The 22,672-nt window shown below is 44.4% G+C and carries 21 protein-coding genes; 17 read left to right on the forward strand and 4 right to left on the reverse strand.

Annotated features, from left to right (window positions below):
- Nucleotides 1-13: 13 nt before the first annotated feature.
- From lpxK to pyrF, 9 genes are all read left to right on the forward strand, one after another.
- On the forward strand, nt 14-1,021 hold the full coding sequence (gene lpxK / locus L4C44_RS00725) for a tetraacyldisaccharide 4'-kinase (RefSeq protein ID WP_146491840.1): 1,008 nt from the start codon (nt 14-16) through the stop codon (nt 1,019-1,021).
- Complete coding sequence (locus L4C44_RS00730) at nt 1,002-1,181, forward strand: Trm112 family protein (protein WP_004736429.1); 180 nt, start codon at nt 1,002-1,004, stop codon at nt 1,179-1,181. Before lpxK ends, L4C44_RS00730 begins: the two co-directional genes overlap by 20 nt.
- On the forward strand, nt 1,181-1,927 hold the full coding sequence (gene kdsB / locus L4C44_RS00735; RefSeq protein ID WP_146491841.1) for a 3-deoxy-manno-octulosonate cytidylyltransferase: 747 nt from the start codon (nt 1,181-1,183) through the stop codon (nt 1,925-1,927). Before L4C44_RS00730 ends, kdsB begins: the two co-directional genes overlap by 1 nt.
- Before the next feature lie 293 nt (nt 1,928-2,220).
- Nucleotides 2,221-2,901: a (d)CMP kinase gene (cmk, locus tag L4C44_RS00740; RefSeq protein ID WP_017060237.1), complete on the forward strand. Its 681-nt coding sequence runs from the start codon at nt 2,221-2,223 to the stop codon at nt 2,899-2,901.
- A gap of 106 nt (nt 2,902-3,007) precedes the next feature.
- A complete protein-coding gene (gene rpsA / locus L4C44_RS00745; RefSeq protein ID WP_010439921.1) occupies nt 3,008-4,678 on the forward strand; it encodes a 30S ribosomal protein S1 in 1,671 nt (556 codons plus the stop codon).
- Nucleotides 4,679-4,799: 121 nt separating this feature from the next.
- The gene (gene ihfB / locus L4C44_RS00750) at nt 4,800-5,084 is read left to right on the forward strand and encodes an integration host factor subunit beta (protein ID WP_010439923.1); all 285 of its coding nucleotides are present in this window, start codon (nt 4,800-4,802) and stop codon (nt 5,082-5,084) included.
- A gap of 129 nt (nt 5,085-5,213) precedes the next feature.
- Entirely contained in the window at nt 5,214-5,486 is a 273-nt protein-coding gene (locus tag L4C44_RS00755; RefSeq protein WP_010439925.1) for a LapA family protein, read from the forward strand.
- A 12-nt stretch (nt 5,487-5,498) separates the two neighbouring features.
- Entirely contained in the window at nt 5,499-6,674 is a 1,176-nt protein-coding gene (gene lapB / locus L4C44_RS00760; protein ID WP_060982844.1) for a lipopolysaccharide assembly protein LapB, read from the forward strand.
- Nucleotides 6,675-6,800: 126 nt separating this feature from the next.
- Entirely contained in the window at nt 6,801-7,496 is a 696-nt protein-coding gene (gene pyrF, locus L4C44_RS00765; RefSeq protein WP_061031782.1) for an orotidine-5'-phosphate decarboxylase, read from the forward strand.
- 89 nt (nt 7,497-7,585) lie between these two features.
- Here pyrF and miaE read toward each other — a convergent pair whose 3' ends face one another.
- Nucleotides 7,586-8,380: a tRNA isopentenyl-2-thiomethyl-A-37 hydroxylase MiaE gene (gene miaE, locus L4C44_RS00770; RefSeq protein WP_285952914.1), complete on the reverse strand. Its 795-nt coding sequence runs from the start codon at nt 8,378-8,380 to the stop codon at nt 7,586-7,588.
- Between the two features lie 102 nt (nt 8,381-8,482).
- Nucleotides 8,483-9,247 (reverse strand): DNA repair protein, encoded by a 765-nt coding sequence (locus L4C44_RS00775; protein ID WP_146491842.1) that lies wholly within the window; start codon nt 9,245-9,247, stop codon nt 8,483-8,485.
- Nucleotides 9,248-9,569: 322 nt separating this feature from the next.
- Between L4C44_RS00775 and cysB the strand changes: the two genes are divergently transcribed.
- Both cysB and L4C44_RS00785 read left to right on the forward strand, forming a co-directional pair.
- On the forward strand, nt 9,570-10,544 hold the full coding sequence (gene cysB, locus L4C44_RS00780; RefSeq protein ID WP_017060244.1) for an HTH-type transcriptional regulator CysB: 975 nt from the start codon (nt 9,570-9,572) through the stop codon (nt 10,542-10,544).
- A gap of 145 nt (nt 10,545-10,689) precedes the next feature.
- Nucleotides 10,690-11,892 carry a methyltransferase gene (locus L4C44_RS00785; protein ID WP_428804173.1) on the forward strand — a complete coding sequence of 401 codons (1,203 nt, stop codon included), beginning with the start codon at nt 10,690-10,692 and terminating at the stop codon, nt 11,890-11,892.
- A 192-nt stretch (nt 11,893-12,084) separates the two neighbouring features.
- Here L4C44_RS00785 and ald read toward each other — a convergent pair whose 3' ends face one another.
- Complete coding sequence (gene ald / locus L4C44_RS00790; RefSeq protein ID WP_428804174.1) at nt 12,085-13,209, reverse strand: alanine dehydrogenase; 1,125 nt, start codon at nt 13,207-13,209, stop codon at nt 12,085-12,087.
- Between the two features lie 156 nt (nt 13,210-13,365).
- On the opposite strand from ald, the gene lrp reads away from it, so the two are divergent.
- From lrp to L4C44_RS00820, 6 genes are all read left to right on the forward strand, one after another.
- Nucleotides 13,366-13,860: a leucine-responsive transcriptional regulator Lrp gene (lrp, locus tag L4C44_RS00795; RefSeq protein WP_004734558.1), complete on the forward strand. Its 495-nt coding sequence runs from the start codon at nt 13,366-13,368 to the stop codon at nt 13,858-13,860.
- Nucleotides 13,861-14,023: 163 nt separating this feature from the next.
- Complete coding sequence (locus L4C44_RS00800) at nt 14,024-17,185, forward strand: DNA translocase FtsK 4TM domain-containing protein (RefSeq protein ID WP_146491844.1); 3,162 nt, start codon at nt 14,024-14,026, stop codon at nt 17,183-17,185.
- An 81-nt stretch (nt 17,186-17,266) separates the two neighbouring features.
- Nucleotides 17,267-17,863 (forward strand): outer membrane lipoprotein periplasmic chaperone LolA, encoded by a 597-nt coding sequence (gene lolA / locus L4C44_RS00805; protein WP_285952917.1) that lies wholly within the window; start codon nt 17,267-17,269, stop codon nt 17,861-17,863.
- 70 nt (nt 17,864-17,933) lie between these two features.
- The gene (locus tag L4C44_RS00810) at nt 17,934-19,283 is read left to right on the forward strand and encodes a replication-associated recombination protein A (protein ID WP_428804175.1); all 1,350 of its coding nucleotides are present in this window, start codon (nt 17,934-17,936) and stop codon (nt 19,281-19,283) included.
- Nucleotides 19,284-19,425: 142 nt separating this feature from the next.
- Nucleotides 19,426-20,733 (forward strand): serine--tRNA ligase, encoded by a 1,308-nt coding sequence (gene serS, locus L4C44_RS00815; RefSeq protein ID WP_048658298.1) that lies wholly within the window; start codon nt 19,426-19,428, stop codon nt 20,731-20,733.
- 221 nt (nt 20,734-20,954) lie between these two features.
- Nucleotides 20,955-21,221: a DksA/TraR family C4-type zinc finger protein gene (locus tag L4C44_RS00820; protein WP_146491846.1), complete on the forward strand. Its 267-nt coding sequence runs from the start codon at nt 20,955-20,957 to the stop codon at nt 21,219-21,221.
- A gap of 105 nt (nt 21,222-21,326) precedes the next feature.
- Here the strand turns inward: L4C44_RS00820 and bioA are convergent, their stop codons facing one another.
- Entirely contained in the window at nt 21,327-22,604 is a 1,278-nt protein-coding gene (gene bioA / locus L4C44_RS00825; RefSeq protein ID WP_428804176.1) for an adenosylmethionine--8-amino-7-oxononanoate transaminase, read from the reverse strand.
- Between the last annotated feature and the right edge of the window lie 68 nt (nt 22,605-22,672).

Raw genomic sequence — 22,672 nt, forward strand, 5'->3', positions numbered from 1 at the left:
ATTAGGTCTTGTTGTGATCGAAAAGATTTGGTTTAACAATCACCCTTTGAAATATCTTCTCTGGCCGCTATTGTGGCCACTGAGTCTGCTGTTCAAAATGATCAGCGGTCAACGTCGTGACGCTTATCTATCGGGGAAGAAAGAAACCTACCGTCCACCACTGCCAGTAATTGTTGTTGGTAATATTACCGCTGGCGGTAATGGTAAAACACCAGTTGTGATTTGGTTGGTTGAGATGTTGCAAGCTAACGGCTTTAAACCAGGTGTGGTGTCGCGAGGTTATGGAGCTAAAGCGCCAAGCTATCCACTCGTACTAGATGAAAATACACCAGCCGAATATTCGGGTGATGAACCTCGTTTGATTCGAAAGCGAACTGGTTGTCCTGTTGCGGTTGACCCTGTACGGGCGAATGCAGTAAAGGCTTTGTTGAGTGAAGGTGTTAATGTCATCATCACTGATGATGGTCTCCAGCATTATGCGCTTGAACGTGACATTGAATTTTCAGTTATCGATGGTGCAAGACGTTTTGGTAATGAGTGTTTGATTCCACTCGGTCCATTACGAGAGCCAGTATCACGTTTGGATGATGTAGATTTCTTGATTAATAATGGCGGAAAGGAGCAAGGGCGAGAGTTTTCAATGTCTTTGCAACCAAGCCAAGCTGTGAATCTAAAAACTGGTCAGAAAATATCGGTAGCAGAACTGCAGAAGCTTGTGGCTTTTGCTGGAATAGGTCATCCGCCACGCTTTTTTAAAACATTAAACGATCTTGATGGTGATGTGGTTTTCACACAGGGCTTCGCCGACCACCAAGATTTTGATAAAGATGAACTTCATGCCTTAGCTAAGAAAGGCATGAATCTGATTATGACAGAAAAAGACGCTGTAAAATGCGAGGAATATGCTCAAGACAACTGGTGGTATCTTCCAGTTTCTGCGCAGTTTGATGAAGGTTCGCAACAGCAAATTTTAAAAAGAATAAAAGAGGTTATGGAATACTATGGATCACCGTCTACTTGAGATCGTTGCTTGCCCTGTATGTAAAGGTAAACTAACTTTTGACAAGGATAAGCAAGAGCTTGTTTGTAAAATTGATCGCCTTGCTTACCCAATTAAAGAGGGTATTCCTGTTCTTTTAGAACCTGAAGCTCGCACCGTTTCTATGGATGAGGGTAAGTAATGTCTTATACGGTTGTTATACCTGCAAGATATCAATCGAGCCGTTTACCAGGAAAGCCACTTGCTGACATTGGTGGCAAGCCGATGATTCAATGGGTATACGAACAGTCAATGAAGGCGGGTGCCGATAACGTTATTATCGCTACCGACGACGCTCGAGTTGAAAAAGCGGCTAAAGCATTTGGTGCGACCGTTTGTATGACATCACCGAATCATGAGTCAGGCACTGAGCGCCTAGCTGAAGTGATTGAAGTTATGAATATTCCTGATGATCATATAATCGTGAATGTTCAGGGTGATGAGCCACTTATCCCACCTGCGATCATTAATCAGGTTGCGAACAATCTTGCGAACAGTACTGCTCCGATGGCAACGTTAGGTGTGGAAATCACTCATGCTGATGAAGTGTTTAACCCTAACGCCGTTAAAGTTGTAACCGATAAAGACGGTTATGCCTTGTATTTCAGCCGAGCAACCATCCCTTGGGATCGCGATGCTTACGCGAACAACGGTACTGCAGCGGAATCTCCTTTGCTGCGTCATATTGGTATCTATGCTTATCGAGCGGGTTTCATCAATACCTACATCAACTGGGAACCAAGTACTCTTGAGCGTATTGAGTGCCTAGAGCAATTACGAGTGCTTTGGTACGGTGAAAAAATCCATGTAGATGTTGCGGCTGAAGCACCAGCTGCTGGTGTTGATACGCCTGAAGACCTTGAAGCGGTTCGAGCTATTATTGGCTAAGCTTCTTTGAGCGACTACTTCTTTGCTCTACAAAAATGCAAAATCATGAGCCTTGCTTGTTGCGAGGCTTTTTTCTATCTATCGAAAAGTACGCTATCGAAAAGCGGATGCGTGTCTGATTGACCTAAGCAAACGGATATTGAGTCGGTTGCATTGGTTTATGCATCATCAACACGGAATTATCTGAGATTTACCTCGCTCGACTTTCAATTTTTCTCTATAATATGCCGCCTATAAAGTAGTGGCGAATCGCTAGTACAGAATAAAACTTACGACAAAACGTGGAGTAAAAGATGCCTTCTCAAAGCCCAGTGATTACGGTTGATGGACCAAGTGGTGCAGGTAAAGGTACCCTGTGTATGTTGCTAGCAGATAAGCTAGGCTTTCATCTTCTAGACTCAGGCGCGATCTATCGCGTATTGGCTTTAGCGGCAATTCACCATGGTGTGGATACTGAATCAGAAGATGCTTTAGTACCGCTTGCTACACACTTAGACGTGCAGTTTATTGCTGAAGGCGACTTAGTTAAGGTTATACTAGAAGGTGAAGATGTGTCTGGTGAACTTCGTAAAGAAGAGACGGGCATGGCGGCTTCAAAAGTTGCTGCTTTACCTCGCGTTCGTGAAGCACTGCTTCGTCGTCAACGTGCATTCAGCGCCGCGCCTGGTTTGGTTGCAGATGGCCGTGACATGGGAACGGTTGTGTTTCCTGAAGCTGAAGCGAAAATATTTTTAGATGCAAGTGCTGAAGAGCGTGCGAGTCGCCGCCTTAAACAGTTGCAACAGAAGGGGTTAGATGTTAAATTTGACGACCTTTTGAGCGAGATCCAAGAGCGAGACGATCGAGATCGTAATCGCCCAGTGGCGCCACTTCGCCCTGCAGAGGATGCTCTAGTGCTTGACTCCACCTCAATGAATATTGAGCAGGTAGTAGAAAAAGCACTACACTATATTGAATCGAAACTGGCTGGGTAATTTCGCCGAGCTAGTACGAACGTTGGTCGCAAGGATGATGACCGGCGAATTTATCAACCCCATGCGGTAGGATACCCATGGACGTTTAATTATTGAAGATTAAATAATGACTGAATCTTTTGCTCAACTCTTTGAAGAGTTTCTATCTGAAACTGAATTCCAACAAGGCAGCATCGTTAAAGGTACTGTAGTAGCTATCGAGAACGGTTTCGTTCTTGTAGACGCTGGTCTTAAGTCTGAATCTGCTATCCCTGCTGAACAATTCAAGAACGCTGCTGGCGAACTTGAAGTTGAAGTTGGTGCTGAAGTAGACGTAGCTCTAGACGCTGTTGAAGATGGTTTCGGTGAGACTCAACTTTCTCGTGAGAAAGCTAAGCGTCACGAAGCTTGGATCGTACTTGAGAAAGCTTGCGAAGAAGCTGAAACTGTTGTTGGTATCATCAACGGTAAAGTTAAAGGCGGTTTCACTGTTGAACTTAACGGTATCCGTGCTTTCCTTCCAGGTTCTCTAGTAGACGTACGTCCTATCCGTGACACTGCTCACCTAGAAAACAAAGAGCTAGAGTTCAAAGTAATCAAGCTAGACCAGAAGCGTAACAACGTTGTTGTTTCTCGTCGTGCTGTTATCGAATCTGAAAACAGTGTTGAGCGTGACGAACTTCTTGAAACTCTACAAGAAGGTACTGAAGTTAAAGGTATCGTTAAGAACCTTACTGACTACGGTGCATTCGTTGACCTTGGCGGTGTTGACGGTCTTCTACATATCACAGATATGGCTTGGAAGCGCGTTAAGCACCCATCAGAGATCGTTAACGTTGGTGACGAAATCCTAGTTAAAGTTCTTAAGTTCGATCGTGAGCGCACTCGTGTTTCACTAGGTCTTAAGCAACTAGGCGAAGATCCATGGGTAGCAATCGCTAAGCGTTACCCAGAAGGTCACAAGCTTTCTGGTCGTGTTACAAACCTAACTGACTACGGCTGCTTCGTTGAAATCGAAGAAGGCGTTGAAGGTCTAGTACACGTTTCTGAAATGGATTGGACTAACAAGAACATCCACCCTTCTAAAGTTGTTAATGTTGGCGACGAAGTTGAGGTTATGGTTCTTGATATCGACGAAGAGCGTCGTCGTATCTCTCTAGGTCTGAAACAGTGTAAAGCTAACCCATGGCAGTCATTTGCAGAAATGCAAGCTAAGGGCGACAAAGTTACTGGTAAGATCAAGTCTATCACTGACTTTGGTATCTTCATCGGTCTAGAAGGCGGTATCGACGGTCTAGTACACCTATCTGACATTTCTTGGAACGCTGCAGGCGAAGAAGCTGTACGTGAATACAAGAAAGGCGACGAAATCTCTGCTGTTGTTCTAGCAGTAGATGCAGAGCGTGAGCGTATTTCTCTTGGCGTTAAGCAAATGGAAAACGACCCGTTCAACGCATACGTTGCTGACAACAAGAAAGGTGTTCTTGTAAACGGTACTGTTACTGCAGTTGACGCGAAAGGCGCTACTATCGAGCTAATCGAAGGCGTTGAAGGTTACATCCGCGCTTCTGAAGTTTCTCGCGACCGTATCGAAGATGCATCTCTAATCCTAAGCGTTGGCGACAGCGTTGAAGCGAAGTTCACTGGTGTAGACCGTAAGAACCGCGTAATCAACCTATCTATCAAAGCTAAAGATGAAGCTGATGAGCAAGAAGCAATGGCTTCACTGAACAAGTCTGAAGAAGGCGCGTTCGGTAACGCAATGGCAGACGCATTCAAAGCTGCTAAAGGCGAATAATAGCTTCTCATTAAGAGAATTATAGCTATCTAGCCAAGAAAGGAGCCGTAAGGCTCCTTTTTTTTTGCTTATTTTTCCGATAGGTCTATAATTTCTAAAAAGAAAACCAACGAGGGTAACTATGACTAAGTCTGAATTGATTGAAAGACTATGCGCTGAGCAAACGCATCTTTCTGCAAAAGAAATTGAAGACGCTGTAAAAGACATTTTAGAGCACATGGCTTCAACACTAGAAAGTGGTGATCGAATCGAAATTCGCGGCTTTGGCAGCTTTTCTCTGCATTACCGTGAGCCTCGTGTTGGACGTAATCCTAAAACTGGTGACAAGGTTGAGTTGGAAGGCAAATACGTTCCTCACTTTAAACCAGGTAAAGAGCTACGTGAACGAGTAAACTCAGGACTGTAGCCTACTTATCGGAATTAAGAAAAGCGGCATACTATAATGTATGCCGCTTTTTTATGACCATAATATGGTGGTCTGATTAGTAATTTTCCTGCATAATCGTACAGCTAACTAACCAATGAGTGATGAACTATGAAAATTATAAAAATAGTCGCCGTTATCGCACTTTTCCTAATTGCACTGGCTTTAGGCTCTCAAAACCAAACAACTGTGAATTTCAACTATCTGCTAGCGCAAGGTGACTTCCATCTATCAAGTTTACTAGGCGTTGTGTTCGTTTCAGGCTTCGGCCTTGCTTGGTTAGTCTTTGGCAATATGCACATGCGGTCTCAGCTAAAAATTCATCGCTTGAAGAAGCAACTCAATAAGCAATCAAAGCAGGTCGCTGCTGATACTAAAGCTTAAAGGCTATATTTGATGTTAGAGTTACTGTTCTTACTTTTGCCCATCGCAGCCGCTTATGGTTGGTATATGGGTAATCGTAATGCTCAGCAAGAAAAACAAAAGCAATCACACCAGATCTCCCGTCAATACGTGACGGGTTTGAACCTATTACTGTCAGACCAATCTGACAAAGCGGTTGATCACTTCATTGAACTACTTCAAGTAGACAATGAAACCATTGATACTCACTTGGCTTTGGGCAACTTGTTCCGCTCAAGAGGCGAAGTCGACCGCGCTATTCGTATTCACCAAAATCTTATCTCCCGTTCGGGGCTTACTCTCGACCAGAAAAATCTCGCACTGCAACAATTAGCTAAAGACTACATGGTCTCTGGTTTTCTTGATCGCGCCGAAAAAATCTTTGAACAGCTTGTAGAAGAACCCGACCACAAAGAGGGTGCTTTGCAGCAGTTAGTTGCTATTTATCAGCAAACTCGAGAGTGGAATAAGGCTATCCATTACGGAAATATCCTCGTTAAGCTTGGTAAGAAGAAAATGAAGATGCGTGCGACAGTAGCGCATTTTTGGTGTGAACTTGCGATGCAGGAACAAGCTGATGGCAATCGCTCAAAAGCACTTCAGCACTTCAAGAAGGCGCTTTCTGAAGACCCTAAATGTGTCCGTGCCAGTATTGCTTTAGGTAAGTTCCACTTAGCGAATGAAGATTACCAAAAGACAATTGATTGTCTGGAGTCGGTACTCGAACAAGATATCGATTTTATTAGTGAGGTGTTGCCAACCCTTGCTGAGTGTTACCACAAACTTGGGCAAGAAGCACTACTGGTCGAGTTCCTTAAAGCGTGTATCCAGAATAAAGCCGGTGTATCCGCTGAATTGATGCTTGCTCAGTTGGTCGCGCATCATGAAGACATTGGTTCTGCTCAAGAGTTACTGACCAAGCAGCTTGTCAAAAACCCAACTATGAAAGGTTTTTATCGATTAATCGATTATCACCTAGCAGAAGCCGAAGAAGGTCGAGCAAAAGAAAGTTTAACTACGCTTCAATCTATGGTTGGTGAACAGCTTAAGGTTAAGCCTCATTATCGTTGTCGTCAGTGTGGATTCTCAACACACTCAATGTATTGGCACTGCCCTTCATGTAAGGGGTGGGGAACGATCAAGCCTATTCGTGGGTTGGATGGTGAATAGATTTGTGGTCATTAAAAGACCAAATTATTAATTGCAGCTTTCGGGCTGCATTTTTATGACTGTTATATATCGCCTGCAAGGGTAGATAGATATTTTTTAAGAAAGTTAACTGCGTTAGGAGATGAAATGAACGACCAAAAAATCATTGTAGCCTTGGATTATGACAACCAAGCGGATGCGTTAGCCTTTGTTGATCGTATTGACCCAGCATCTTGCCGCCTTAAAGTGGGTAAAGAGATGTTCACCCTGTTTGGTCCTGAGTTTGTTCGTGAATTACACAAGCGTGGTTTTTCAGTATTCTTGGACCTAAAGTTCCACGATATCCCGAACACATGTTCAAAAGCCGTTCGTGCAGCCGCTGAACTAGGCGTATGGATGGTAAATGTACACGCAAGTGGCGGTGAGCGCATGATGACGGCTTCTCGCGAAATTTTGGAGCCTTACGGTAAAGATCGTCCATTGCTGATTGGCGTAACAGTACTGACGAGCATGGAGCAATCGGATCTAGCGGGTATCGGGTTGGATCTAGAACCACAGCAACAAGTGATGCGTTTAGCTTCTCTTACAAAAAACTCTGGTCTCGACGGTGTGGTGTGTTCAGCACAAGAAGCTTCTTTATTGAAAGGTGCGCTTGGTCAGGAGTTTAAACTAGTGACTCCAGGTATCCGCCCTGTTGGCGCTGATGTTGGTGATCAGAAGCGCATCATGACGCCTTCTAAAGCGATTGAATCAGGTTCTGACTACTTGGTTATCGGTCGTCCAATTACTCAAGCTGTAGACCCTGCAGCTGTGCTTGCTGAGATCAACGGCACGCTAGCTTAACTTTCTCTTATAGCTAGCGCGAAACAAATAAGAAGGCCAGCAAATAGCTGGCCTTCTTTGTTTGGATTGGAGCGTGCTTTCTTAGCGGATTATACTGGTGCGCCACTGTGGAATTTAAAGTCGCTGTCGTCTGAGGTGATCAGATCCGCTTCTACTTGAGCGAAGTGGGCGATACGTTCCGAGATATCTTTACCTGCGATTTGCTCTGCTAACTCAAGGTAATCTTGGTAGTGACGAGCTTCTGAACGAAGTAGGGATACGTAAAACTTCTCCATGTCTTCTTCTAAGAAAGGGGCCAGTTTTGCAAAACGTTCACAAGAGCGTGCTTCAATAAACGCGCCGATGATAAGCTTATCAACTAAAGCATCAGGTTCGTAAGTCTTAACTTGTTTGATCAAGCCTTTAGCATAACGACCCGCCTCGATCGGTTGGTAAGTCACGCCTTTCTTCTCCATCAACTCCATGACTTGGTAGAAGTGATGCAGCTCTTCTTTGATCAGTAGTACCATCTTATCGATCAGGTCAGCACCGTAATTACAGCCTTCTTTCGCTGTGATTTGCTTGGATACGTTGCTTTTACCACGCAGAGACTCTAAGTCTCCGATACGACGGTAAGCAAATTGCTCGTATGGCAAAATCCATTCATTCAGTTGCTTTGCACTTTCTTTATCAACGGCGTACTTGCGGATAAGGAACAAAGCACTCTGTGCCGCCTTAAGTTCACAAAGCATGTGGTCGCGTAGAATGATGTGCAGATTTTCAGGCTTTTTGGCTTCATCGATCCATGAATCTGGCGTTTCAGCTTTAAGAAAAGAGTGGATTGGAGCTAATAATTCTTGATACATGGTCAGGGCAAGTTTGTTGATAATACGAGATTTTATCACAGCTCAAGAGATCTCCCTATACAGAGAAAGGAAATTCGACAGGCACAAAAAAGGCCGCCTATTTGTGTAAATAAGGCGGCCTTTAAGTGTTGAGTTAGACTGTTACCATTTCTTCTTCTGACCAAAGAGGGCATCCATGTCGTCATCACGCTCTTTAGATTCGATCTGTTGTAAATCTTGCGCGTTTTTATCTTGGCGCTTCTGATCAAGCTCGTTAAGCATCTGCTGAAGCTTTTCTTTTGCTTGAGTTGAATATGAATCGTTCTTGGTGGCTAGTGCGTCAATACCTTTACGCAGTAACTGAATTGCCGTTCCTGGTTGTCCGCGAGAAATCGAGTCGTTTGCACGCTTGATAACATTTTCGATGTTGATGCGAATTTGAATCGTCTCTAGACGAGCGTTTTCAACCACATAAGCTTGAGTCTCGAAGCGGCCTTTATTGTGCTCGTTACGTACCGTGTCACGTAGGCGCTTAACTAGCTTAAGCATCATGATTGCTTGCTTGTCACTGCTTGGCACGCGGAAAGTAGTGCTTTCACCACCTTGGTAGTTCTCTTTAAGTTGCGTGATCTGTTGTTTTACGCTTTCAATGCGTTGGGCAAGCTGCTTATTTTTTGGATCGAGTTGATACATGTTTTCTAATGCATCAAGAATTCGATTGTTTAAGCATATAAGAAGATCTTGGCTAAACGGCATATGGTGAGCATTGCCAATCAGCTCTTCTGTTCCGTCAATAATGGTTAGATAACGAGATGCTTCCTGTTTCTTCGCTGTTTCTACCTTAACTTTGTATTGAAGCATGATGTTGTAGCCTAAAACCAACACCAAAAGAACGGCTACTAAGGCGATTATTAAACCAATATTCATATAGTTGTGTCTGCTTATTGTTTTCTATAGCTAACTAGAGAGGATACACGATTCCATTGTGTATCGGCACTCGTAAATTGCAATTTCTGATTATCTCTTGTTGAGCGAAATCGGCAATCAAAATTTACCAACTAATGTATGAGAATGAGGACTTGGTTGCAAAGCGTTAGTGATGTTTTTGTTTGTTGAGCTATAAAAATTCAATTTTTCTGTCATTTCTGTGCTCGAAGCGTTATAACTAATAATTATATTACACGAGACTATCACGCTCTCTTTGCAAATAAGTTAGCACAGAAATGAGTAAAGGATTACGAGGTTAGATATGAAGTTACAGCAACTGAAGTACATTGTTGAGGTTGTAAACCATAACCTAAATGTTTCAGCGACAGCAGAGAGTTTGTATACATCTCAGCCTGGCATTAGTAAGCAAGTTAGATTACTTGAAGATGAGCTAGGTATTCAGATTTTCGAGCGTAGTGGTAAGCATTTAACACAGGTTACCCAAGCGGGTGAGGATATCATTCGTATCTCTCAAGAGATTTTGGCTCGTGTTGAAAGTATTAAAGCCGTAGCCGGCGAGCACACTCATCCCGAGATGGGCACGTTGAATATCTCAACCACTCATACTCAAGCTCGTTATGCACTGCCTGATGTGATTAAAGGTTTCACGGCGCGCTATCCAAAAGTATCGCTTCACATGCACCAAGGCACACCAAGCCAAATGTCAGAAGCAGTCGCTAAGGGGACAGCGAATTTTGCGATTGCAACGGAAGCGCTGCACCTATACCAAGACGCAATTATGCTGCCTTGTTATCACTGGAACCGTTCGATCGTCGTGACCAAAGATCACCCTCTGGCACAGAAGCGCAATATCACGATTGAAGATCTTGCGGCTTATTCCCTAGTGACCTACGTATTTGGTTTCACTGGACGTTCTGAGCTTGATACGGCGTTCAACAAAGTTGGTCTAACACCGCGCGTTGTGTTTACCGCAACCGATGCAGACGTCATCAAAACCTACGTTCGTATGGGCATTGGTGTTGGTGTCATCGCAAGTATGGCGATTGACCACGAGCAAGATACTGACTTGGTTGCGATTGATGCGAGCCATCTATTTGGTGCAAGCACAACCAGCATTGGCTTTAGAAAAGGTACCTTCCTGCGTTCTTACATGTTTGACTTTATGGAGCGTTTTGCGCCGCACCTAACTCGCCCAGTGGTTGAGCAAGCTATTTCTTTGAAATCGAATGAAGAGATCGAAGAGATGTTTAAAGATATTGAGCTACCTGTTCGTTAATCTCATCGTGTAAATCTAGATTTTTATTCGGCCTGTATTTGCAGGCCGTTTTTCTTTTGGGCTTTAGCTTTCGTTTTAGTTCTCGTTATCGCCCCTTTCCATTTTGACCTCTTCCCCCTACAATCCACGCATCATAGGGGGAAGCATGCATTCACGATTTAAAATACTCGATTCATTTTTGCTAGAGCACCAGATTTACTGGCGTTCAGAGCCTTTTCACCTATGCCAAACTCAACAGCAGCCGTGGAAAGAGGTCAATCGTCCACTCGTTGATTGGTTAGAAAGCTTAAATAATGAAAGCATTCAAACTTTAAAAGAGCAGCCCAAGCTTTTGGTTGAGGAACTGACTCGATTCCTCCCTGAATTAGATAGTGCCACTCAGAATATCCAGTTCGATAACACAGCTTTGGTTGGTTTAGACCTCCCTCGTGGTACTGCTGAGGGTATTCCTGGCCGAAAGCTATATCAAGTTATCGCGATGGGCGAGGCTGTATTAGATCATCACCATGGCAAAGAGTGGCTCGAGTGGTGTTCTGGTAAAGGCTTTCTTGGTCGAATTCTATCTCAACAATCTGATCAAAAAGTCACTAGCTTTGAATGGCAGCAATCGTTATGCGAAAGCGGACAAAAGATTGCGGATGACCAGAAATTAGAGATGAACTTTGTTCAAGGTGATGCGTTTTCTGACGATGCCGATGACGTATTTAACTCAAACCAGCATGCCGTAGCCCTTCATGCTTGTGGCGATCTTCATGTTGAGCTGGTTAAAAAGTCAGTGTCACATGGGCTACCCGCGGTCACGATTTCCCCTTGTTGTTATCATCTTATTCGAAGCGAAAACTACCAAGCGATGTCTTCTGTCGCGAAAAGATCAGCATTAACGTTAAGTAAGAGCGACTTAAGAATCCCGCTTCAAGAAACCGTAACTGGTGGTGAAAGAGTAAAGAGACATCGCCAACTAGAGATGAGCTATCGTCTAGGCTTCAGCCAGTTACTTAAGGCTGAACTTCATATTGAAGAATACATTCCTGTACCGAGCATCAAAAAATCAGAGTTAGCTGAGGGTTTTGAATCATTCTGCCGCTGGGCATCTGATGTGAAAGAGATGTCGCTTGGTTCAGATATCGATTTTGACTCTTATTTGGTTCAAGGCGAAGTGCTTTTCTGGGAAATGGAAAAGCTGAGTTTGGTTCAACAAGTCTTTAGAAGACCTTTAGAGGTATGGCTAGCTTTAGATCGCGCTATCTATCTACAAGAGCAAGGTTATGAAGCCTCGATTGAAGAGTTCTGCGAACGCAGTATTACGCCAAGAAACCTATTGATTCATGGGATTAAAATCGAGCACTAGTGGTAAACCGTACTATTACGTGTTTTTTCGACCTAAATCCATTAATGCAAAATAAAGCTATAGATACAAATAAAGTCATAAACGCAAAAAAGCCAGCGCGACATAATGTCGTACTGGCTTTTTGTTTAATGTGTATTAATCAACTGAACGCTTCAACGAGAAAATTATTACGTTCAGTTAACCACTACATCATTAGTTAAACATTGCGATTGCTTCAGCTGGATCTACGTATTCAAGGTCAAAGCTCTCTGCAACTTCTTTACAAGTTACTTTACCGTGAATGACGTTTAGACCTTCTAGGAAGCCTTCATCAGACAGAAGTGCTTCGCGGTAGCCTTTGTTCGCTAACTTAACAATGTAAGGAAGTGTTGCATTGTTTAGTGCGTAAGTTGAAGTACGCGCTACAGCACCTGGCATGTTTGCAACACAGTAGTGAACTACGTCATCAACAATGTAAGTTGGGTCTGCATGAGTGGTTGCGTGAGATGTCTCGAAACAACCGCCTTGGTCGATTGCAACGTCAACAACAGCTGAACCTGGCTTCATCTTAGCGATGTGCTCTTTTGTAACCAGTTTAGGCGCTGCTGCACCAGGGATTAGTACTGCACCAATCACTAGGTCTGCTTCTAGAACATGCTTCTCGATAGCGTCTTCAGTAGAATAAACCACTTTTGCGCGACCTTGGAATTCTTCATCAAGACGACGAAGAGTATCTACGTTACGGTCAAGAATTGTAACATCAGCGCGAAGGCCAACAGCCATACGTGCTGCGTTAGCACCTACAACACCACCGCCAACAACAACAACTTTTGCTGGTTCAACACCTGGAACGCCACCAAGAAGAAGACCACAACCACCGTTAGATTTCTCTAATGTTTGTGCACCTGCTTGAATAGACATACGACCAGCTACTTCAGACATTGGTGCTAATAGTGGCAAGCGACCCATATTATCTGTTACAGTCTCATAGGCTACGCAGACAGCTTTGCTCTTGATAAGCTCTTCAGTTTGTGGAAAATCTGGTGCAAGGTGTAAATAGGTAAATAATATTTGCCCTTCGCGAAGCATAGCTCGCTCGACAGCTTGAGGTTCTTTAACCTTTACAATCATCTCTGCTTTCGCGAAAACGTCAGCAGCAGTAGGAAGAATGGATGCGCCTACGGCGATGTAATCATCGTCTGAAAAACCGATACCAGTACCGGCATTGGTTTCTACAAAAACTTGGTGGTCGTGTGAGATTAGTTCTCTCACGCTAGCTGGGGTCATACCAACGCGGTATTCGTGGTTCTTGATTTCCTTAGGTACGCCAATGATCATCCTGACTCCTCATTTTATTTTGGTTGTTTTATCTATGTGTAGGGTAATTCTGTCGAATTAATATCTAGTATAGATAGGTTCAGATAAAATTTGATACTGAATATTAAAAAGTTGTAGTATATTTTTTTGCAAGGAAGTAATAAGGTGGAATAAAAAATGGCAGACAATTATAAGAAGCCGTCCAAGGAACTAGATCGTATTGACCGCAACATTCTTAATGAGTTGCAAAAAGACGGTCGTATCTCAAACGTTGAACTCTCAAAACGAGTAGGACTTTCTCCGACTCCATGTCTTGAACGTGTTCGTCGTTTAGAACGTCAAGGTTACATTACTGGGTACACAGCGTTGCTGAACCCACAGTACCTTGATGCTTCACTTTTAGTGTTTGTTGAAATTACGTTGAACCGTGGTGCGCCAGATGTGTTCGAACAATTCAACACCGCTGTGCAGAAACTGGATGACATCCAAGAGTGTCATTTAGTGTCGGGTGATTTTGACTATCTTCTAAAAACACGTGTATCTGATATGGGTGCTTACCGTAAGCTACTGGGTGATACGTTACTTCGTCTACCGGGCGTAAACGACACTCGAACTTACGTAGTAATGGAAGAAGTGAAACAAACCAATCAACTTGTGATTAAAACTCGTTAGTCACAATTGGTGAAATGAAAGAAAGCGGACATTTGTTCCGCTTTCTTGCTTTCTGGAATTGGGTTTTTCTGTTTGATATGGTTAAATCAACAGTAGTTTCATTGAAACGAGCGGCTTCGGCCGCTCGAGATGTTTTTATCCCGTTTAATTATTAAGTTGGTTTATGTTCAAGCAGAGCAGTAATAAAGTAGAAACAATCATTAAAACGAGTGAAGAGCCCCAGTCTCCTCGTTTGAGTGGTTCTCAACGTCTCAAAGAGTGCAGTCTGATTCTCGGTGTTCTCTTCTCTATTCTACTTGCCGTTGCGTTATTAACTTTTAGTCCTGCAGACCCATCATGGTCGCAAACGGCGTGGGGTGGTGACATTCAAAATGCGGGTGGCTACCTAGGTGCTTGGTTGGCGGATACGCTTTTCTTCGTATTTGGTTCTTTGGCTTACCCTTTGCCTATCTTAGTGACGGTTGCTGCGTGGGTATTATTCCGCAAACGTAATGAAGACGAGCAGATCGACTTCATGCTGTGGGGCACTCGCTTACTCGGCCTGACTATCTTAATCCTTACTAGTTGTGGTCTAGCGGATATCAACTTTGACGACATCTGGTACTTTTCATCAGGTGGCGTAGTGGGCGACGTCTTAACCAGCCTTGCACTTCCGACGTTGAATGTTCTTGGTAGTACGCTAGTCCTTCTTTTCTTATGGGGTGCTGGCTTTACTCTATTAACCGGTATTTCTTGGTTAAGCATTGTGGAATGGCTGGGTGAATGTGCCATCAAATTCTTCACATCTGCTGTTAATAAGGCTCGTGGCCAAGATCAAGAGCTACTAGAGCCTCAGTTAAGAGAATCAGCAGACCGCGATTTAATCGAAGAGCGTCATCAAGAGCCGACTTACCGTGATGTTCCTGCTTTAGAAGACAACAAAGAATCAACAGAGCATGACCCGCTAGATCCTGCGATGAGCTTTTCCGCGACTAATGATTCTTCAGGTGTGGCGGCAAGTGCGCTAGACAATGCTGCATCGCCGAAGCGTCATTACAATATTCACATGCCAGTCGAAGCTGCTGCGAAGCAAGATGTTGCTGTTCATGAACAACCTCAGGTTCAGCTTCAAGCTGCAATTGAGCCAGAGCAACCGATCCCTACTGCTCCTATTTACCAAACGCCAGAAGAGCCATTAGAAGAAGGTATTGAGCGCTCGAAGCAGTTGAATGCAACGATAGAGCAGCTAGAAAATGCGGCCATGTATGAAGATGATCTAGCGGAACAAGATCAGGTCGACGCGCATGAGTCTCAGGTTGCGTACCAACAATACATGCAGAACGAACAATCAGAAGTTAGCCCTACTCATGCTGAACTTGAAAGTGCTGAACCAGAGTTAGATAGCTCACCACAAGTAAATGGCGAATTCGGTGCTGAAGATGTTCAGCCTGAATCTTTATACGCTTCACCTATAGGCGAGCCAGAAGCAACAGTGGAAGACGATTTCTCTGCACAACCTTCACCGTTTGATGTAACGGAAGATCAAAGCTACGAACAGGCTTCAGATCTTGAATCTGAACAGACTGAAGCTGAGTTAGCTGACGCAGCATTAACCGACGAGCAGTTTGAACCTTTCTCTTACCAAGAAGAACATTCAGAACCTGAACAACCAACAGAGCAAAGCCAAGAACCAGCTGTTGATCTTCCTTGGGAAGAGGTAACGGAAGAAGAACCTTCGCATCAAGATCAAGATGTCGCCGCATTCCAAAGCATTGTTTCTGAAGCACAAGCGAATATGGCAGCGGCGCAGAACCCGTTCTTGGTTCAACAAGATGTTAATTTACCGAAACCTGCTGAGCCATTACCAACGCTTGAATTGTTATTCCACCCTGAAAAGCGTGAAACCTTTATTGACCGTGATGCATTAGAGGCGATTGCTCGCCTTGTTGAATCTAAGCTAGCGGACTATAAGATCAAAGCTGATGTGGTTGATATTTTCCCAGGTCCAGTAATCACTCGATTCGAACTTGATCTGGCTCCAGGCGTGAAAGTGAGCCGTATTTCGGGCCTTTCTATGGACTTGGCTCGTTCGCTCTCTGCATTGGCTGTACGTGTTGTAGAGGTGATTCCGGGTAAACCTTATGTTGGCTTAGAGCTGCCGAACATGAGTCGTCAAACGGTATTCTTCTCAGATGTGGTTGCTAGCCCCCAGTTCCAAGAAGCGAAATCGCCGACGACAGTGGTTCTAGGACAAGACATCGCAGGTGAAGCGGTCATTGCTGATCTATCGAAAATGCCTCACGTTCTGGTTGCTGGTACAACCGGTTCTGGTAAGTCGGTAGGTGTGAACGTAATGATTCTGAGTATGCTTTACAAAGCATCACCGGAAGATGTTCGATTCATCATGATCGACCCGAAAATGCTTGAGCTATCGGTTTATGAAGGCATCCCTCATCTATTGTCTGAAGTGGTAACCGACATGAAAGATGCGTCGAACGCCCTTCGTTGGTGTGTAGGCGAGATGGAACGCCGTTATAAGCTGATGTCAGCGTTAGGCGTTCGTAATATTAAAGGTTACAACGATAAGCTTAAGATGGCTGCGGAAGCGGGTCATCCAATTCACGATCCACTGTGGAAGCCGGGCGACAGCATGGACCCTGAAGCGCCATTGCTTGAGAAGCTGCCTTACATTGTGGTTATCGTTGATGAATTTGCCGACCTAATCATGGTGGTCGGTAAGAAGGTTGAAGAACTGATTGCACGTTTGGCACAAAAAGCTCGTGCGGCGGGTGTTCACTTGATCCTAGCGACGCAGCGTCCTTCGGTGGATGTTATTACCGGCCTTATCAAAGCGAACATTCCAACTCGTGTGGCCTTTACGGTATCAACCAAAACGGATTCACGAACTATCCTTGACCAAGGTGGTGCCGAATCACTATTGGGCATGGGTGATATGCTTTACTTGCCGCCGGGTTCTAGTCATACAACTCGTGTTCATGGTGCCTTTGCGTCTGATGACGATGTACACGCAGTCGTGAATAACTGGAAAGCGCGTGGTAAGCCAAATTATATTGATGAAATCACCAACGGTGAACAAACTCCTGAAACCTTACTTCCGGGTGAGAAGATGGAAGGTGATGAAGAGGTTGATCCTCTGTTTGATCAAGTGGTAGAGCACGTTGTTCATTCACGTCGTGGTTCAGTTTCAGGCGTGCAACGTCGATTTAAGATTGGCTACAACCGTGCTGCACGTATTGTCGAGCAACTTGAAGCTCAAGGTATTGTGAGTGCTCCGGGCCATAACGGTAACCGAGAAGTATTAGCACCAGCGCCACCAAAAGATTAGGTCAACACGCCCTATGAACTTATGTCCATTAAGTCGGTCAAATCGAGAATATGACCGACTTATGTTTTAACAGGATTATTGATGAAAAAAGTATTTGCACTTTTATTTATGAGCTTCTCAGTATTTGCTTCTCCGAAAGAAGAGTTGAGTAGCCGTTTGGCATTGAACGCAGGTTTTAGTGCTGACTTTAAACAAGTTGTGACCAGCCCTGATGGTGATGTAGTAATGGAAGGCGAGGGCACTGTAGAGATTGCGCGCCCTAGCTTATTCCGCTGGGAAACCACGTTCCCTGATGAAAACCTATTGGTATCTGATGGCCAAAGCTTGTGGTACTACAGCCCGTTCATTGAGCAAGTGAGCATTTACTGGCAAGAACAAGCGACGTCGCAAACGCCTTTCGTACTGCTGACTCGTAACCAAGAAAGCGATTGGGATAACTACAACGTAGCGCAAACGGGTAACCAATTTACACTAACACCAACGGCAGCGGACTCTAATCAGGGTGACTTCCAGATTAATATCACCGAGAGCGGCATTGTTCAGGGCTTTAATGTGATTGAACAAGACGGTCAAAAAGGTGAGTTTACCTTTAGCAATGTTGACTTGGGTAAACCTGCAGCAGACCGTTTTACTTTTGTGGCGCCGGAAGGTGTCGAGGTCGACGACCAAAGAAACTGATCTAAACAAGCAGATCGTTTGGTAGTACGTCGATAGGCATTAATGCCATCAACGAATCAAGAGATTGCAATTGAGTAATTACAGCTTAGATTTTGCGGGGGACGAAGATTTTCGTCCCCTTGCTGCTCGTATGAGACCGGAAACTGTCGAGCAGTACATCGGTCAGCAGCATATATTAGGCCCAGGTAAACCACTTCGCAGAGCATTGGAAGCGGGCCATATCCACTCGATGATTTTGTGGGGGCCTCCGGGCACCGGTAAAACGACGTTAGCCGAAGTAGCAGCAAACTATGCGAATGCAGAAGTTGAACGCGTATCGGCGGTAACTTCGGGCGTAAAAGACATTCGTATTGCGATTGAAAAAGCGCGCGAGAACAAGCAAGCAGGGCGCAGAACCATCCTGTTTGTGGACGAAGTCCATCGCTTTAACAAAAGTCAGCAGGATGCTTTTCTGCCTCATATCGAAGATGGTACCGTGACCTTTATTGGTGCGACGACAGAAAACCCTTCTTTTGAATTGAACAATGCTTTGTTGTCACGTGCGCGTGTCTACAAACTGACTTCTCTCAATACCGAGGATATTTCCCTCGTTATCCGCCAAGCGATTGAAGATAAGCAACGCGGGTTAGGTGATGTGCCTGCTGATTTTGCTGATAATGTTTTAGATCGCCTTGCAGAACTGGTTAACGGCGACGCGCGTATGTCGCTTAACTATCTTGAACTGCTGTATGACATGGCAGAAGACAACGATAAAGGCGAGAAAGCGATAACCTTGCAGTTGCTGGCTGAAGTGGCCGGTGAGAAGGTCGCTCGTTTTGATAATAAAGGCGACATTTGGTACGACCTAATATCTGCAGTTCATAAGTCAATTCGTGGTTCAAACCCTGATGCCGCTTTATATTGGTCGGCACGCATGATTGCGGCAGGTTGCGATCCTCTGTATATCGTTAGACGCTTGCTGGCGATTGCTTCTGAAGATATTGGCAATGCTGACCCTCGCGCAATGCAAGTCGCGATGTCGGCTTGGGATTGTTTTACACGTATTGGCCCTGCTGAAGGGGAGCGTGCGATTGCACAGGCGGTTGTTTATCTCGCGTGTGCACCAAAGAGTAACGCCGTTTATACAGCTTGGAAGCAAGCGTTAACAGACGCGCACAATCTGCCTGAGTATGAAGTCCCTTATCATTTGCGGAATGCACCCACAACTTTGATGAAGGACATGGGCTACGGGCAAGAATACCGTTATGCTCATGACGAACCTGGAGCCTACGCGGCTGGCGAAAAGTATCTGCCTCCTGAAATGGGAGAGAAGCAATACTATTTCCCAACAAAACGAGGCTTAGAGACCAAAATTGGCGAGAAGCTAGATTATCTGGCGGATTTGGACGCAAAAAGCCCACAAAAACGCTATGAAAAGTAGTCTTTTTTGGATATCGTTACCTAGTCATAAAAATTCAATTAAATCGTTAAAAGTTGGTCGAAATAGCACCAGTTTTAGAGGTTTAGCAGTGATTCAGTAGCAAACTACTGAATATTCAAATAACTAAAGCATAGGATTAGCAATGCTGGATTCTAAATTACTTCGAGCTGAGCTGGATGAAACAGCGGCAAAATTAGCACGTCGAGGCTTCACCCTTGATGTAGAGACAATTCGTGAACTTGAAGAAAAACGTAAGTCCCTTCAGATGAAAACTGAAGAGCTACAAGCGTTACGTAACTCTCGATCGAAGTCCATTGGTCAAGCGAAAGCAAAAGGCGACCATGAAGAAGCTGAGCGTATCCTTGCAGAAGTAGGCAACTTAGGCGCAGAACTAGACCAAGCTAAAGTAGCATTGGCTGATCTTCAATCTGAGCTAGAAACGATCACAATGTCTATTCCTAACCTACCTGATGCAGAAGTGCCAGATGGTAAAGATGAAGACGACAACGTAGAAGTTTCTCGTTGGGGTCAACCTAAGGCTTACGACTTTGAAGTGAAAGATCATGTAGATCTTGGCGAAATGTCTGGCGGTCTTGATTTTGCTAGCGCAGTTAAAATCTCTGGTTCTCGTTTCATCGTGATGAAAGGCAAGTTTGCGCGTCTACACCGTGCTATTGCTCAGTTCATGTTGGACCTTCACACAGATGAGCACGGCTACACAGAAATGTACGTACCGTACCTAGTGAACCACGATAGCCTTTACGGTACTGGTCAACTTCCTAAGTTCGGCGAAGACTTGTTCCACACAAGCCCGCTAACTGAGCAAGTAAGTGATGTGCCTCTTAAGACTCTATCGCTTATCCCTACTGCGGAAGTTCCGGTAACGAACATGGTTCGTGACACAATTACTGATGAAGCTGAACTGCCACTTAAGATGACGGCTCACACGCCGTGTTTCCGTTCTGAAGCGGGTTCTTACGGTCGTGACACTCGTGGTCTTATCCGTATGCACCAATTCGACAAAGTTGAATTAGTACAAATCACTAAGCCAGAAGACTCAATGGCAGCGCTTGAAGAGCTAACTGGTCACGCTGAGAAAGTACTTCAACTTCTAGAGCTTCCTTACCGTAAAGTGATTCTATGTACAGGTGACATGGGCTTCGGTTCTGCGAAAACTTACGACTTAGAAGTATGGGTTCCAGCACAAGAGACTTACCGTGAAATCTCTTCTTGTTCAAACATGTGGGATTTCCAAGCACGTCGTATGCAAGCTCGTTTCCGTCGTAAAGGCGAGAAGAAACCTGAACTTGTACACACACTAAACGGTTCTGGTCTTGCTGTTGGTCGTACTATGGTTGCTATTCTTGAGAACAACCAAGAAGCTGATGGCCGTATTGCTATCCCAGCAGTGCTTCAGCCATACATGGGCGGCGTAACGCACATCGGTTAATTAGACTGATTAAGCATCAGATTGCTCATAAAACCCAGCCAGCAGGCTGGGTTTTTTATTGCCTATAGAATAGTGCGGTGGCGAGAAATAAATAACTTTTGTTACCTGTGCGTAATAGTGTTTTATTAATTTTGATAATTATTACAATCCTTAAATGTGGCTATAATATGCTCTTACCGCGGTAGGTATAGATTTTCTCGTTCAAATACTGAGGAGGGCTTATGGCCGTAGGATGGGCTGGTGACGATAGTGTCAGCCAGCAAATTCAAAATACCATTGATGATGAGATCTCTCGAGTAAGAGGTAACATTCAAGGCGGAGAAAGCTTGCGTTATTGCGATGAATGCGGTGATGAGATACCAGAACAAAGACGTCTTGCGATTAAAGGCGTACGTTTCTGTATTGAATGTCAGTCAATATTAGAGCATGACGCACATCGACATTCATTGTTTAACCGTCGAGCAAGTAAAGATAGCCAATTACGTTAAATTGTTAACTATCACCGAAAATATACTAAGGCCTTACTTTCACGTAAGGCCTTTTAATTTATGAGATTCACTAACAAAGGAAGATAAGAGTAAACTCCGTTAGTTTTACTTAAAGCAGTTATTATCCTGTAATACACTTTCAATGGCTGAAACAAGCTGCTCGATATGTTCTGGCTTACTAATAAAGGGAGGCATCATATAAATCAATTTACCAAATGGGCGAATCCAAACACCTTGTTCAACAAAGTGAGCTTGAATGGTTTCCATATCGACAGGCGAATGCGTTTCAACTACACCAATCGCGCCCAACCAGCGTACGTCTTTCACCAGATCATGCTCTCGCAAAGGTGGCAGCAATTCTGAAAAGATCTGTTCAATCTGTTGAGTCTGATTTTGCCAATGGCCTTGCTCTATGATGGATAAACTTGCCGCACCGACTGCACAAGCCAATGGGTTGCCCATAAAGGTTGGCCCGTGCATAAAACAGCCCGCTTCACCGCCACATACCGTGTCAGCAACTTCTTTACTCGCCAGCGTTGCTGAAAGGGTCATATAGCCGCCAGTTAAAGCCTTTCCAACGCATAAGATGTCCGGTTGAATGTCGGCATGCTCACACGCGAACAGTTTCCCTGTGCGGCCAAATCCAGTTGCAATCTCATCCAAAATCAACAATACGTTGAATTCATCACACAGCAATCGAACCTGTTTTAGGAACTCAGGGTGGTAGATGCGCATACCGCCAGCACCTTGAACAATTGGCTCTAGGATCACGGCAGCGATTTCTTCATGGTGTACGGTCAACTTTTCGCGAAAGCTATCAATGTCTTTGGCGTCCCACTCATCCCAAAAGCCAGTTTTTGGTGAATCAGCGAAAATGTGTTCCGGCAGAAAACCTTTATAGAGGCTGTGCATTGAGTTGTCAGGATCGGTCACTGACATCGCTGCAAAGGTATCACCGTGGTAGCCATCTCTGAGTGTGAGGAATTTCGAACGAGGTTGCCCCTTGGCATGCCAGTATTGAAGCGCCATTTTAAGGCTTACTTCTACCGCGACTGAACCTGAATCAGCCAAGAATACATGTTCAAGATTACTTGGTGCGAGATTCAAAAGCTTTTTACACAAATCGATAGCGGGCTGATGGGTGATACCACCAAACATAACGTGTGAAACTTTATCAATTTGACTGTGAGCCGCAGCGTTTAGTTCTGGGTGGTTGTAGCCATGAATGGTTGACCACCAAGATGACATGCCATCAATAATTCGTTTTCCGCCTTCTAATTCTAGGTAAACACCGTCTGCGTTGGTGACTGGGTAGCAGGTCAGAGGTGTTAACGTTGATGTATAAGGATGCCAGATATGCTGGCGATCAAAGGCGAGATCCATAGTAATTCCCATTCCTGATGTGATTAAAAGATAACCAAATGTAAACTTTTGATATTATCAATGTGTTG

It is taken from the genome of Vibrio satsumensis, assembly GCF_050337435.1.
GTDB lineage: Bacteria > Pseudomonadota > Gammaproteobacteria > Enterobacterales > Vibrionaceae > Vibrio > Vibrio satsumensis.

Coding starts and splice junctions, on each gene's coding strand:
- lapB (WP_060982844.1), top strand. CDS start 5,499: ATGTTAGAGTTACTGTTCTTACTTTTGCCCATCGCAGCCGCTTATGGT.
- L4C44_RS00785 (WP_428804173.1), top strand. CDS start 10,690: ATGCATTCACGATTTAAAATACTCGATTCATTTTTGCTAGAGCACCAG.
- kdsB (WP_146491841.1), top strand. CDS start 1,181: ATGTCTTATACGGTTGTTATACCTGCAAGATATCAATCGAGCCGTTTA.
- L4C44_RS00730 (WP_004736429.1), top strand. CDS start 1,002: ATGGATCACCGTCTACTTGAGATCGTTGCTTGCCCTGTATGTAAAGGT.
- rpsA (WP_010439921.1), top strand. CDS start 3,008: ATGACTGAATCTTTTGCTCAACTCTTTGAAGAGTTTCTATCTGAAACT.
- bioA (WP_428804176.1), bottom strand. CDS start 22,604: ATGGATCTCGCCTTTGATCGCCAGCATATCTGGCATCCTTATACATCA.
- lrp (WP_004734558.1), top strand. CDS start 13,366: ATGGCAGACAATTATAAGAAGCCGTCCAAGGAACTAGATCGTATTGAC.
- L4C44_RS00800 (WP_146491844.1), top strand. CDS start 14,024: ATGTTCAAGCAGAGCAGTAATAAAGTAGAAACAATCATTAAAACGAGT.
- pyrF (WP_061031782.1), top strand. CDS start 6,801: ATGAACGACCAAAAAATCATTGTAGCCTTGGATTATGACAACCAAGCG.
- ald (WP_428804174.1), bottom strand. CDS start 13,209: ATGATCATTGGCGTACCTAAGGAAATCAAGAACCACGAATACCGCGTT.
- L4C44_RS00755 (WP_010439925.1), top strand. CDS start 5,214: ATGAAAATTATAAAAATAGTCGCCGTTATCGCACTTTTCCTAATTGCA.
- cmk (WP_017060237.1), top strand. CDS start 2,221: ATGCCTTCTCAAAGCCCAGTGATTACGGTTGATGGACCAAGTGGTGCA.
- serS (WP_048658298.1), top strand. CDS start 19,426: ATGCTGGATTCTAAATTACTTCGAGCTGAGCTGGATGAAACAGCGGCA.
- L4C44_RS00775 (WP_146491842.1), bottom strand. CDS start 9,247: ATGAATATTGGTTTAATAATCGCCTTAGTAGCCGTTCTTTTGGTGTTG.
- cysB (WP_017060244.1), top strand. CDS start 9,570: ATGAAGTTACAGCAACTGAAGTACATTGTTGAGGTTGTAAACCATAAC.
- ihfB (WP_010439923.1), top strand. CDS start 4,800: ATGACTAAGTCTGAATTGATTGAAAGACTATGCGCTGAGCAAACGCAT.
- lolA (WP_285952917.1), top strand. CDS start 17,267: ATGAAAAAAGTATTTGCACTTTTATTTATGAGCTTCTCAGTATTTGCT.
- L4C44_RS00820 (WP_146491846.1), top strand. CDS start 20,955: ATGGCCGTAGGATGGGCTGGTGACGATAGTGTCAGCCAGCAAATTCAA.